This is a genomic window from Bellilinea sp., from assembly GCF_034432615.1.
Taxonomy (GTDB): Bacteria; Chloroflexota; Anaerolineae; order Anaerolineales; family Anaerolineaceae; genus Bellilinea.
The window spans coordinates 1-13,281 of sequence record NZ_DAOUBL010000133.1 but is presented as its reverse complement, the minus strand read 5'-3'; the positions used below and the strand labels follow the sequence as shown (position 1 = coordinate 13,281).

Genomic DNA, 13,281 nt, shown 5'->3' with positions numbered 1-13,281 from the left:
GGCAAAGCCAAAGATGCCAAGGAAGCAGAAGCCATGCTGGCATCGGGTGAATTTGAATTTGCGCCGTGCCATGATTATGCTTCAGTTGGGCCGATGGCGGGAGTCATTTCCCCGAAGATGATGGTTTATATTGTAGAAGATCAGGTATTTGGTAACAAAGCCTTTTCTGGTCTGAATGAGGGGCGCGGCAAAGTCATGCGCATGGGCGCTTACAGCGACGATGTGATTCAGCGCATGCACTGGTTGAACAATATTCTCGGCCCGACGGTGGATGCCGCCCTCAAATCCAGCGGTGGAGTTGACCTGCGGTCGCTGCTTGGCAAAGCGCTACACATGGGGGATGACGGGCACAATCGGCTGGATGCAGCCTCCATTTTGTTCACCAGTCAGCTGGCTGCGCATGTGGCAAAAGTGGCCAAAAACTCAGATGTAGCTTTTGATGTCTTAAAGTTCATGGCTGAAAATGCGCTGACCATCCTCAACCCGGTCATGGCGGGCTGCAAAACAGCCTCCATGGCTTCGCACGGCGTGGAAGGCAGTACGGTGGTTTCAATTATGGCGCGTAACGGCACCGATTTTGGTTTGAAAGTCAGCGGATTGGGTGACCGCTGGTTCACTGCTCCTGCCCCGCATGTCAAAGCGTTGTACTTTGCAGGCTTCACCGAAAAAGACGCCAACCCCGATATTGGCGACAGCGTCATTACCGAGACGACCGGCATTGGCGGTTTTGCCATGGCAGCCGCCCCGGCAATTGTGACCTTTATCGGCGGCACGGCTCAGGATGCCATTCGCACCACCCTGGATATGTACGAAATCACCACGGCCGAGCACAAATACTACACCATTCCCTATCTTGATTTCCGGGGCACACCGACCGGCGTGGATATCCGCAAAGTGGTAGAAAAACAGCTGCCGCCGCGCGTTAACACGGGTGTGGCTCACAAAGACCCCGGTGTGGGACAGGTGGGGGCAGGCGTGGTGAGCATGCCGATGTCGGCTTTTGAAGATGCCCTGATTGCTTTTGCCGACAAATACGGAATTTAAACCATTCGATCACAAGCGGAGGGAAACATGGATCGCGAAAAATTTATCAAAATGATGGCGGAAGCCAAATTGTATGACCTGACTCAGGGATGCAGCATCTTCACGCCACCGTTCCCCGGCGATAAAGCCCTGGAAGTACACTTCTTCAAGCGTGTGACCGGCGCCTACGGCGGCGGGGCAGGCGCAAACGGCCAGATTTTGAACTGGTCGAACACGGTAGGTACCCATCTGGTGGGTGAAACGGCTTATCACTCCGGCGGGCGGGCTATCTCCGACATCCCGCTCAGTGATTTGTGCGGTCAGGGTGTGGTGGTGGATATTTCCGATATGGTTTCGGATTACAGCCTGTACACCCCTGAGATGATCATGAAGAAAGCCGATGTCCGTAAAGGCGATATTTTGATCATCAACACGGGTTATCACCGCTACTCCTGGGATCAGCCGGATGTAATCAATCCTAAGGCGCAGGGCGGGGTTGAATCCAAAGAATTCGGATTTCTGGTGCGCCACCCCGGCCCCTCACCGGAATTCTTCCAGTGGGCACTCGACATGAAGTTGAAGTGGATCGGTGTGGACTGCGGTTGTGCCGAACACCCCATGAATACCCCCATCCGCCGGCTGCATGAAAACGAATTCAAAAAAGCCGAAGCCAAGTTGCGCAAAGAGTACGGCAAGACGTGGGATGAAATGTTCCCCCAGGACTGGTACTATGAGATGACTCATATCACCCTGCCCAAGAATCATCTCGTATTCGTTGAGTCGATTGTCGGCGAAATTGACAAGCTCAAGAATCAGCGGGCGTGGATTGCGGTGATGCCAATTCCCTTCATGGAAGTGGAAACCGCCTGGGCGCGGGTGGTGGCTTATCAGCCGCCGGCCTGGATGGAAGAAAAAGAGTTCTATGAGGCGATGGATCGCGCTCAAATGATTGATATGACCGTGCCGTTTTCGGTGCGCTCGCCCCAGTGGGCGAACTATGAGCCGTTGACGGTCAAGTACTTCAAGCGGGTGGGCGGCGCCCATTATGGCATGGCACGCAACGGTTCCATCTGTAATGCCTCAATCCATCTGGCAACCCACATGGACGGCGAAAAGCATTTCTACCCCAACGGACGCACAATCGGTGAAGTGCCGTTAGAGGAGTGGGTCGGCCCGGGCGTGATTGCCGATATTTCCAGCATGGTCAGCAATTCCAGTGTCTATTCGCCGGAGATGATTGAAAAGGTGGTCGAGGTACGCGAAGGCGATATTTTGATCATCAAGACCGGCTGGTACAAATACGGCTGGATCAGCCCGGACTCGGATGAGTTCCGCTACATGATCAAGCACCCCGGTCCATCGGCTGACTTTGCGCAATGGGCGGCGGAAAAGAAGATTAAGTGGATTGGGGTGGACTGCGTGGCAGCCGACCACCCGATGAACACCATCCAGCGCATCTGGCATCCCAAGACCTTTGAAGAAGCCAATGAAAAACTCAAACGCGACTTTGGCAAATCATGGGATGAGATGTTCCCGCTCGACCAGTATTATCAGGATATGCACCTCAACCTGTTCCCCAAGAAGATCGTTCACGCCGAGAACCTTGGCTATCAGATTGCGGATGCGCCCAGCGGGCGTTACTACATCGGCTGCTTTGTGCAGAAGGCAATGGAAGCGGAGTCGATGTGGGGACGCTTTGTAGCCTTCAAGGAAGGATGAGTTGAAAATGGCAGCCCTCAAAAAGTTGCATTTTTTGGGGGCTGCCCCCATAATATTAATCTCCGATTAATGGTTGTGGATCAATTGGAAGTTTCCCCATTTTCTAAATTTACTAAAGGACTTGTAGGAACCCTCTCGAGGAGGTAATGATTATATGAAACCGGCTCCATTTGATTACTATGCACCAACCAGCGTTGAAGAGGCGCTGGCTACCCTGCAAAATTTAGGGTACGACGGAAAGGTGCTTGCCGGCGGCCAGAGTCTGATTCCGGCAATGAATTTCCGCATGGCGCGTCCGGCTGCACTGGTTGACCTGAATAAGGTCAAAGAATTATTTTATATCAAACCAACCGATGACGGCGGGCTGGCTATCGGCACCATGACGCGGGATAGTCTGGTGGAAAAAGACCCGCTGGTCGCCGAACGTTTCCCAATTGTTCCATTTGTGGTCAAGCACATTGCCCATCCGCAAATCCGCAATCGCGGAACATTTGGCGGGGCAATTGCCCATGCCGACCCGGCGGCGCAGATCCCGGCTTTATCGGTAGCCCTTAAAGCACGCTTTCTGGTGCGCAAACAAGGCGGTGAGCGCTGGGTCAATGCTGAGGATTTCTTCATGGGTCCGTTTATGACCGTGCTGGCACCGGAAGAAATGCTGGCGGAGGTGGTTTTGCCGCCCATGGCCAAGGGCAGCGGTGCTTCTTACCAGCAGGTTTCCCGCCAAAAGGGCGGGTATGCGCAAGCGGCAGTCATCAGCGTGGTGGTGGTGGATGAGAATAAACGCTGTAAGGATGCACGGGTGGTTTTGTTCAGTGTTGGCGAAACCCCCATTCTCTCTCAGGCGGCCAGCAAGATTCTGGTAGGAAATGTGCCGACGGCTGAGGCGATTGCCGAAGTGGCTGAGAAAATCTCCAAAGATGAAGTTGACCCCGGCACGGACATTCACGGCACCGCAGAATACCGCCGCCATCTGGTCAAAGTGCTGGTGAGGCGCGGTCTGACCGAAGCCTTCGAGCGAGCAAAGTAAAAAGGAGGATGACATGGCTCAAACAGTCAAAATTAATGTTACCGTGAACGGCAGGCAGTATGAGCGAGAGGTTGAGCCCCGTCTTCTGCTGAGCGATTTTATCCGCCACGATCTCGGGCTGACCGGCACCCACGTCGGCTGTGAACACGGTCTGTGCGGCGCATGCACCATTCTCATGGATGGGGAAGCGGTGCGCTCCTGCACCATTTTCGCCGTGCAGGCCGATGGGCATGAAATTCAAACGGTCGAATCGCTGGGCACACCGGAAAAGCTACACCCACTTCAAGAAGCTTTCATTGAAAAGCATGCTCTGCAATGCGGTTTTTGCACGCCTGGCTTTTTGATGACAATTCTGGATTATCTGGGAGACAACCCTAACCCCACTGAAGAAGAAATTCGTGAGGCGATTGATGGCAACTTCTGCCGCTGTACCGGCTATTTCAACATCATCGAGGCGGTGAAGCTGGCTGCCGAAAAGATGGCGTCTCATTAAAGGATGAAAGGAGAAGCAACCGTGGCAGGTAAATTTGTTCATCAATCCATCAAACGTATTGAAGATCCCGAGTTGATTACTGCCAATGTCCAGTTTTTGGACGACATTAATCTTCCAGGAATGCTTCATGCTGCTTTCAAGCGTTCCGACTACGCCCATGCGCGCATCAAGAGCATAGATGTCAGCGAAGCGCGTAAACTGCCGGGAGTGATTGGCGTTTACACCGCCGAAGATTTCGGCGATTACGTGAAACCCGGTCCTTTACAGGTGCCGCCCCCCACGGCGATCAAAGGCGCAACCTATGTTGCCCGCACGACCATGCCGATTGCCAAAGATAAGGTGCGTTACGCTGGCGAACCGGTGGCAATTGTGATTGCCGAATCGCGCTATATTGCCGAAGATGCCTGCGATTTGATTTATGTGGATTACGAACCGCTGGAGGCGGTGGTTGATCTGGAAAAAGCCCTGCAGCCCGGTTCACCGCTGGTGCATGACGACCTGCCTTCCAATGAGGCCGGTCATGTGCGTCAGGAACGCGGCTCGTGGGAACAGGCGGTCAAAGAAGCCGATCTGATTATCAAACGCAAGTTCTTCATCAACCGCAACGCCGGCGCGGCGATGGAAAATCGCGGCATCATTGTTCAATGGGATAAACAAGCCAAACAGATGACCATCTGGTGCGGTACGCAGTCGGTGATTGCACTGCGCAATCAGACTGCAGCACGGTTGGGGCTGTTTGAAAGCCAGGTGCGGGTAATTACCCCCAACACAGGCGGCGGTTTTGGGCCGAAAATCAACACGTCCCTGCCGGATGATGTGTTGATCACTTATCTTGCAATGAAACTGGAACGGCCGATTAAGTGGTTTGAAGACCGGCGTGAAAACTTTTTAGCCACCACCTCGGAACGCGATCAGGTTCATTACTGTGAGATCGCCGTCAAACGAGACGGTACCATTGTGGGATTGAAAGACTTTTTCTACCACAACACTGGTGCCTATAACCCGTACATGATGACCGTGCCGCTCAATTCTCAGACTCACACGGTTACCAACTACCGCGTACCCAACTTCCTGACCGAGTTTTATGTGGTTTTTACCAACCAGATGATCGTTACACCGGTGCGCGGCGCAGGACGGCAGTACGGTGTGTTTGTCATGGAACGCATGCTGGATGCGGCTGCCAAAGAACTGGGAATGAGCCCGGTCGAAATCCGCCGCAAGAATCTGCTGCCGGCCAATGCCTACCCGTACTACACCAGCATCATCGGGCAGGACTTTGTGGAAGGGGTGTTGGACAGCGGCGACTATCCCACTGCGTTTGAAAAGACTCTCGAATTGATTGAATACGATAAATTTGTCAACGAAGTACAGCCCAAACTGCGCGCTGAAGGCAGAAAGGTCGGCATAGGCGTGGCCTGCTTCAGCGAAGGCACGGGGGTCGGCCCCTACGAAGGTGCGCGGGTGACCGTGGGCGGAAACGGTAAAGTTGTGGTGACAACCGGTTACACCTCGCAAGGTCAGGCGCATTACACCACCTTTGCTCAAATCGTTGCCGATCAGCTGGGTGTGGATGTCAAAGATGTCAAGGTGATTACCGGAGATACCGGCTATTTTGGCTGGGGTGCGGGTACCTTTGCCAGCCGCGGTATTACTGTGGCCGGTACGGCCACGCATCTGGCTGCGCAGAAGGTGCGCCAGAAAGCGCTCAAATTAGCCAGCAAGATTTTGGAAGCGCCGGAAGAAGAACAGGAACTGGCTGATGGTGTGGTGCGTGTTGCCGATATCCCCTCCAAGTTCATCTCGCTCGGAGAACTGGCCATCATCGCCAACCCGATGCGCGGAACGATGGAACCGGGTGCCGAACCCGGATTGGAAGCAGTTGCCTATTATGGGCCGCCCTACGGCGCAACCGGCGCAGGCGCAGTGGGGCTGATTTTGGAAGTTGACCCGGAAACGATGCAGGTCAGTTTGGAGAAAATGGCATTTGTGCACGACTGCGGAACGCCGGTCAACCCGATGGTGGTGGACGGTCAGATCCACGGCGGTATTCAAATGGGTATTGGGGATGCCTTCTACGAAGAGCTGATTTACGATGAAAACGGACAGCTGGTCACGGCTTCTTTCATGGATTACCTCTTCCCGCAGGCAACCGATATGCCCAAGAAGCTGGTGCTGGGGCACATGGAAACCCCCTCGCCGCTCAATCCACTGGGCATCAAGGGTGTGGGAGAAGCCGGGGCGATTCCGATTCCCTCGGTATTTACCCAGGCGGTTGAAAACGCGTTGCAGGATACCGGTGTCGAGTTTGACCGCGATACGCTTTCACCGAGCCGGATTTTCACCTACGTTCAACAGGCGAAGGGCGCATGACGCCCTTCGCCACGTCTGGATCATTGATCCAAATCCAAACCCAACTTTATCACGGATGGAGGAATTCTTATAATGAAACTGGAAGGCGAGCACGTTTTTAACGGTCCCCGCGAAGCGGTCTGGGAAATGTTCTACGATCCCGAAGTATTAGCCAGTGCATTACCGGGCACACAAAAACTGGAAATGGTTGCCGAAAATGAATACGAAGGCGCCATGAATGTGAGAATAGGCCCGGTCTCCGGATCATTTACGGGTAAGCTGGTCATCTCTGATGTTGTCGAACCCGAATCCTGCACCTTGACGGTGGACGGCCGCGGAACCCCCGGCTTTGCAAAAGGGGTTGGACGTGTCCAGTTTATTGATCAGGGTGATGGCACGACCCTTTTGAAATATGAAGGTGAAATGAACATCGGCGGTTCGCTGGCGAGTGTTGGTCAGCGTATGATTGATTCGGTCGCCAAGACCATGATTCGACAGGCGTTCGAAGTGCTGGACAAAGCCCTGGAAGCCCGCCTTGCTGCCAAAGCCAGCGGCAGTGAGGTTGTTGACTTCAAACCCCCGTCCGAAACGGAATTTGCCGCTGCCGTAGCCAAAGACATGGCGGGGGGTTTAACTAAAATACCAGAGGTTCGCTTGCTCATGTACATCATCCCTCTGGTTGCTGTGTTAGTCCTTCTGGCTGTTTTATTCCGAGGTTGCAGCGGTTAATGCCGCTGAAAAACAAGAAAGGAGGTGCTTATCGAGAAGCGCAGTGTGATCTCAATCCGGACAGCGGTTCGGATGTCCGCTTAAATCCCGCAAGGAGGAGAGGACGTTTCTGAACTCTGACACGGACGGTTGTTCCGGACCCAATTCCCAACCCTCAGTTTTCAATTTATTCTATCCAAATCTTTCTTCAAGGGAGGAAGACTTCAATGGCAACTGATGTTCAAAAACCAGCAGTTCTGGGTTATCTGCCACAGGATACCCCGCCGGTTGGCCGAATGATTCTGCTGGGTTTCCAGCACGTCATTACCATGTTCCCAGCGACGGTACTGTGCGCGCTGCTGATGGGTTTTCCGGTCAGCACTGTTCTGACGGTAACCGGTTTTGGTACGGTGGTGGCGTTGATTGCCTCTAAACTGGCGATCGGCAATTACATCCCCCTGTACTATGGTTCGTCCTTCAGCTACATTGCGGCTGTTACCGCCATTACCAAACCGACTTTTGGTGTACCGGCTGACCCGGCTCTGCTTTCGATTGTGCAGACCGGTTTCATCGCTACCGGCACAATCAACATTATTGTCGGTTTGATCATCCGCCTTTCGGGCGGTAAGGAAGCCCTCGATAAAGTGCTGCCCCCCGTGGTGACCGGTTCGGTGGCCTGCACCATCGGTATCGGCCTCGGTAAAGCAGCGCTGGATATGTCCTCGGGTGTGGCGGGCGGCATTCTGACCGGCGACATGACCTGGTGGACGGTTTCGTTGATCACCCTGTTGTCTGCTTTCATCTTCTCGGTTTACCTGCAGGGCAAGGGCTTCATCGGCATGCTGCCGATTTTGCTGGCGGCGATTGTGGGCTACATTGTAGCGATCCCCTTCGGCCTGGTCAATTTCTCGCTGCTGGGTCAGTCGGCGCTGTTCCGCGCTCCGCAATTCACCTTCCCCAACTTTGCCAGCGACCTGACTCTGACGGTGATCTTCGGTGTGGGTGTCATGGCAATCGCCACCATCCCCGAATCCACCGCCCACCTGTATCAGATCAGCCTGTATGTAGACCATCTGGCGGAGGAACAGGGTCGCGAGAAACTGCGCCTCAACCGCTACATCGGCATCAACCTGATGATTGACGGTTTGAACGATCTGGTCAACGGTATCTTCGGTTCGACGGCCGGTACCAACTACGGCGAAAACAACTCGTTGATGGTGATCACCCGCAACTACTCCGGCCCGGTACTGATCACGGCAGGTTTGATCTCGGTGTTGCTGGGCTTCATCGGCCCGCTGGCGGATCTGGTTTCCACCATCCCGACTGCGGTATCCGGTGGTTTGTCCATCTACCTGTTCGGCGTGATCGGTATGCAGGGTATTGCGCTGATGCTGGCCGAGAAGGTCAACTTGTTTGATCCCAAGCAGCTGGCGATTGGTGCGACCATTCTGATCATCGGTATTGGCGGTAACATTGGCTACAATGGCGGCTTCCTGCCGATTCCGATCCTCAAGGGTCTGTTCCCCTTCGGCTGGCCTTCCATTGCAACCGGTGCGGTGGTGGGTATCATCCTGAACCTGATCACCAATGTCTGGAAACCACCGGTGGAACGCCTTAATCCCAATGCCTAGTGTGGGGTGCTGGTGGTAAAGGATGGGCTGAACAAGGCTCACTGCGTTCAGCCCAACTGCCTGGCTCCCGATGTCGTCACCCGGACATCGGGAGCCTTTTTAGAATATAATTAAAGTGAGTTCGGGATAAGGTCAAAACCTGGCATGCAATGATAATTACCCCACCTGCACCTCCCCCAAACCGCCCCTGCGATTTTGGGGGAGGTGGGAGGGGGGCGAAAATTTGAAAGTTGATGTAAAAATCAGTTTTCCTGAATTGACATTAATTACGGAAATTATGATGAGTGAAGCGGATAAAATTCTCATAACCGGTGCTGGTGGTAAAACCGGCATGGTGGTGTGTGAAGCGCTGATCGAAAAAGGCGCGACGATTCGGGCGTGGGTGCGTCAGGAGGCTTACACGCTGCCCCTCCGCCAGCTGGGGGTGGAAGACTTCATCGTTGGCGACCTGCTGGATACTTCGCTGGCGGAGCGATCCATGCGGGGTATCCGGGCGGTTTATCACATCCCGCCGAATATGAATCCAGACGAATTGCGCATAGCCGAAATTCTAATCCGTACCGCCCAATCCCGCGAGGTGATGCGGTTTGTCTATCACTCTGTGTTGCACCCCCAGGTAGAGGAAATGCCGCATCACTGGCAAAAAATGCGGGTTGAAGAGCGTTTGTTTGCCAGCGGACTGGCTTTTACCATTCTCCAACCGGCGGTTTATATGCAGAATCTGCTGGGCTACTGGCCATCCATTCAGCGGGATGGGATTTACGCCGTACCCTATTCGATAGATGCACCGCTCAGTCAGGTGCATTTGGGGGATGTGGCCGAGGCGGTGGCGAAAGTGCTTGTGGAAGAATCCCACGCTTATGCAATTTACGAGTTGTGCGGTGCGGAGGCTCTCTCAGCCAGAGAAGCAGCTCAAAGACTATCCCAACACCTTGGCAAACCGGTTGAAGCCGTAGAGGTTGACCGCGATGAATGGCAGCGTAAAATGCTGGCAGGGGGCATGTCTGAGTATGCGGTCAATACTTTGTTGAAAATGTTTCTTTATTACGAAAAATACGGCATGCGCGGCAACCCAAATGTGTTGAGGATGCTGCTGGGAAGAAATCCCACTATATTTGACGAATTCCTGGCCATGGAAATTCAATAATTTGATTGAGGAGTGGATCATGGATAAAAACAAGAGCCAGCACTACAACTTCTGCCACGAAGCCCTGCCCACTCTGTTTCACTCTCAAACCAAAGGATTTATGGAATATCTCGAACGGGATGGGTTGAAGTTCCTTAAATTCTGGTGGGATCATGTCGGGGAACGTCTGGATGATTCGAAATGTTCCTCCTTTGCCGGCGCCCAGTATGAAGTGCGCGAAGTTCCGGAAAAAAAGTCGCGGGTGGTTTTGGTGCGTTTACCCACCCCCACCGTGAATTATGAGTTTTACCTGATGGCGCTGGTGCAGACGCCCGAAAAACGCCTGCCGATGGTGCGCCTGCCCAATACCCGAGTCTTCGCTTTGGAGAAGGTTCCAACCGAAATGAGCGAAAGCGGGACGATGTTTGTTGAAATCACACCACGCTGCAGAATGTTACGGATTAAGGAAGGGCCAAAACCATCCATGCAGACCTTTTACAATACCGTTCTCAAATATGTCTGGAAAAAGGACTTTGGAGGATTGGAATGAAATTTGATTTTGGACTGGCAATCACTGCCGTGGCGATGTTGTTTTTTTATCTTCGTCTGGCAATGTTACGCGGCAAAAAACGACGGCTGGAACGCGAGCAAGCGCTCAAAGCCAAAAAGGCTGGCAAAGGCGCCAAAGTCAGTCTGCCCGACCCAAACAAACCCAGATACGAAATTCGCAGCTGGGTAATGGTGGGCGTGGCAGTGCTATTGATGCTGGTTGGTCTGGCTGCCCGTCAGACGGCTTCATTTCCGCAGGTGATGCAGGACTACTGGTGGGTGGGGACTTCTTTGGGGGCGGTATTGTTTTCTTTTTGCTTCAAATAGCCGTATGAGCGCTTTACCATCGGATTCAATTCGGATAACGATTGAATTTACCAATCTGGCAAAATATATCGCCGGTAAACCGGCGATTGAGGTGAAATTCCCGCGCGGAGTTACTTTCGGTCAAATCATCGAATGGCTGGCTGAGCAATATCCAGATATGGTTGGGATCATCATTCAGGAGGATCGAAAAGCACTCTTGAACTCCAACCTTTTCATTATTAATGGCGAAATGGCTCAACCAGCCTTTCAAATGGACGATTCACCGCAGGATGGGGATCGCCTGACGCTGGTGGCGGTTGCAACCGGCGGGTAATTTTCCGCGAGGTCACCAAATCTGGTTTAACGCAGAAAGAAGGACAGAATAATCAAAACTGCGAAGAAAGACCCCGCCAGAATTCCAATCCGTTTCAAGTCTTTAATGATGGGGGTGTAATCCGGGTTGAATTCGCCGGTGGACGAATAACGTCCGGTTGCAACCGGCGCGCTTTTGACGGTGCTTTCCCGGCTGATAGATTCGCTGCTTGAAACACGGCGTTTTTGTTTTTTACTCATTCAGAACTCCTCATCGAAAGTTATCGTTGTTCAACAAAATTGGCAGTTACCACAATCCGCTCGGTATCCACCATGTAGGGATAACAGGAAATCAGGGTCACCACCGCCTCGCGGGTGGGAGCAAGCACCTCAACGCGGGTTGGCTCCACAATTTGAGATTGCTGCACCACATAGACAAATGCCCGCTGGCTGGTGTAGATGATGATTTCGTCACCCTTTTTTAACTTATCCAGATCGCGAAAAATTTCACCAAAAACATCATTGTGGGCGGAAAGTACCAGATTACCCTTCTGTCCCGGATTGGGTGAACCGATCATCGTGCCGACCCCTTTTTTTAATTGTTCCCAGCCATCTCCCTGTACGACCGGCGCGTCCACGCCGATTGCCGGGATCTGGATGCGCACGGCCTGCTCGGGACTGGGAGTGGGTATCGGCAGACTGGCGAAAGTCTGCACCAGCGGACGCAGGTGTTCGGGAATTTCGGCATCGTTGGGGCGCACGCCGCCCGGTGAGTTGGGAGGGGTGTGACCGGAAGGCAGCACCACGGCTTGTATGAGGGGAGTGGGGGTGAAGGTAGGCTGCTGAAGGGCGGCGGCTACTTCCTCATTCAGGCTGCGAATGAGATTCATGCCGTTCAATAACACAAATGCCAGTCCAAGAACTGCGGCAATTTCAACGAACAACAGCAAACGATCCAACCAGCGGTTTCGTTTGGGGCGGGGGGCAGCCTGTTCAAAGTCGGTTTCCAACTCGTTGAGCGGTTGGGTGGTTTGGAATGCAGAAACACTCGGCTGTGGTTCAACCCTCACCACTCTGCCGGTACGGCGAAAGCGCTCCAGCCGTTGTTCGCGTTCGGCTCGTCGCTTTTCCACCAGGATTTGTCTCAATTCCTCAACGGTGAGGTCTTCAACAGATCGTCTGCGGCGCAAGGCGCTTGTTCCTTTCCTGTCCAGTCCCCAAAATTATACCTGATTTTGGCGAAGCGGCGCTTTCAAAAAACGAACCGTTTATGGTAAGATAACGTGGGTTTGGGATAAGCGCAAAACCCAACCAGCAGCGAAATGAACCCCCTCCCACCTCCCCCAATATCGCTTCAGCGATATTGGGGGAGGCGTAGGAGGGGGGCCAAAAATGCGAAATTGGATGCTGATAGGATTTATCCCGAAATGACGGTAGGATAGCCTTTATTCGGAAGGATGGATGGAAAACATGTCCGCTGCGCGCAGGTGCATTTTCATTCTGATTTTATTGGCTTTACTGGCAGCGCCTTCTGCTCAGGCTCAGAGCAGCACCCCTCTCGAAAGTCTGGTGATTCAGATTCTGCCGGAGTTTGACCGGCCGGATGTGCTGGTCATTTACCGGCTCACTCTGGCAGCCAGTGTCAGCCTGCCGGCGCAGATCAGTTTACGCATTCCGCGTGCGGCAGGCGCGCCTTACAATGTCGCCTGGGAGGACGTGGATGGTTTGCTCTATAACCTTGCCTATACTACCGAGGTGCGCGGCGAATGGCTGCAGATTACCTTCACCACCCCCTCGGCGAACTTACAGGTGGAATACTATGATCCCCGTTTGGAGCGTGAACAAACCCTGAGGAAGTTTACTTACGAATGGAATGGGGACTTCAAGGTGGAAAATCTGGTGGTTTCGGTTCAACAACCGGCCAACGCAGAAAATATGCAAGCCTATCCGGGTTTTGACGCCGGTCAGCGGTTGAGCGATGGTTTTATCTATTTCACCAACCCGGTGGGAAAAGTCGAGGCGGGAGTCACTTTCAAAG

At 53.4% G+C, this 13,281-nt stretch carries 14 protein-coding genes; 12 read left to right on the top strand and 2 right to left on the bottom strand.

The window, feature by feature from the left end:
- The 11 genes from VAE48_RS06085 to VAE48_RS06035 form a co-directional block, all read left to right on the top strand.
- A partial coding sequence (locus VAE48_RS06085) for a DUF1116 domain-containing protein (protein WP_322792427.1) occupies positions 1-1,044 on the top strand: 1,044 nt, incomplete at its 5' end.
- A gap of 27 nt (positions 1,045-1,071) precedes the next feature.
- Positions 1,072-2,742, top strand: a complete 1,671-nt coding sequence (locus tag VAE48_RS06080) for a cyclase family protein (RefSeq protein ID WP_322792426.1) — start codon at positions 1,072-1,074, stop codon at positions 2,740-2,742.
- A 154-nt stretch (positions 2,743-2,896) separates the two neighbouring features.
- Positions 2,897-3,769: a xanthine dehydrogenase family protein subunit M gene (locus tag VAE48_RS06075; protein ID WP_322792425.1), complete on the top strand. Its 873-nt coding sequence runs from the start codon at positions 2,897-2,899 to the stop codon at positions 3,767-3,769.
- A gap of 13 nt (positions 3,770-3,782) precedes the next feature.
- On the top strand, positions 3,783-4,262 hold the full coding sequence (locus tag VAE48_RS06070) for a (2Fe-2S)-binding protein (protein ID WP_322792424.1): 480 nt from the start codon (positions 3,783-3,785) through the stop codon (positions 4,260-4,262).
- A gap of 21 nt (positions 4,263-4,283) precedes the next feature.
- A complete protein-coding gene (locus VAE48_RS06065) occupies positions 4,284-6,632 on the top strand; it encodes a xanthine dehydrogenase family protein molybdopterin-binding subunit (protein ID WP_322792423.1) in 2,349 nt (782 codons plus the stop codon).
- Between the two features lie 72 nt (positions 6,633-6,704).
- Complete coding sequence (locus tag VAE48_RS06060; protein ID WP_322792422.1) at positions 6,705-7,340, top strand: carbon monoxide dehydrogenase subunit G; 636 nt, start codon at positions 6,705-6,707, stop codon at positions 7,338-7,340.
- Between the two features lie 206 nt (positions 7,341-7,546).
- The gene (locus VAE48_RS06055) at positions 7,547-8,950 is read left to right on the top strand and encodes a uracil-xanthine permease family protein (RefSeq protein WP_322792421.1); all 1,404 of its coding nucleotides are present in this window, start codon (positions 7,547-7,549) and stop codon (positions 8,948-8,950) included.
- A gap of 223 nt (positions 8,951-9,173) precedes the next feature.
- A complete protein-coding gene (locus VAE48_RS06050) occupies positions 9,174-10,097 on the top strand; it encodes an NmrA family NAD(P)-binding protein (protein WP_322792420.1) in 924 nt (307 codons plus the stop codon).
- Between the two features lie 19 nt (positions 10,098-10,116).
- The gene (locus VAE48_RS06045) at positions 10,117-10,626 is read left to right on the top strand and encodes a hypothetical protein (RefSeq protein WP_322792419.1); all 510 of its coding nucleotides are present in this window, start codon (positions 10,117-10,119) and stop codon (positions 10,624-10,626) included.
- On the top strand, positions 10,623-10,952 hold the full coding sequence (locus VAE48_RS06040; RefSeq protein WP_322792418.1) for a hypothetical protein: 330 nt from the start codon (positions 10,623-10,625) through the stop codon (positions 10,950-10,952). The genes VAE48_RS06045 and VAE48_RS06040 overlap by 4 nt, the downstream gene beginning before the upstream one ends.
- A 4-nt stretch (positions 10,953-10,956) precedes the next feature.
- A complete protein-coding gene (locus VAE48_RS06035; protein WP_322792417.1) occupies positions 10,957-11,265 on the top strand; it encodes a MoaD/ThiS family protein in 309 nt (102 codons plus the stop codon).
- A gap of 26 nt (positions 11,266-11,291) precedes the next feature.
- Here VAE48_RS06035 and VAE48_RS06030 read toward each other — a convergent pair whose 3' ends face one another.
- The gene (locus tag VAE48_RS06030) at positions 11,292-11,504 is read right to left on the bottom strand and encodes a hypothetical protein (RefSeq protein WP_322792416.1); all 213 of its coding nucleotides are present in this window, start codon (positions 11,502-11,504) and stop codon (positions 11,292-11,294) included.
- Positions 11,505-11,524: 20 nt separating this feature from the next.
- Positions 11,525-12,376 carry a class D sortase gene (locus tag VAE48_RS06025; protein WP_322792415.1) on the bottom strand — a complete coding sequence of 284 codons (852 nt, stop codon included), beginning with the start codon at positions 12,374-12,376 and terminating at the stop codon, positions 11,525-11,527.
- A gap of 328 nt (positions 12,377-12,704) precedes the next feature.
- Here VAE48_RS06025 and VAE48_RS06020 point away from each other — a divergent pair.
- Positions 12,705-13,281: hypothetical protein (locus VAE48_RS06020; RefSeq protein ID WP_322792414.1), on the top strand; the 577-nt coding region annotated here is incomplete at its 3' end.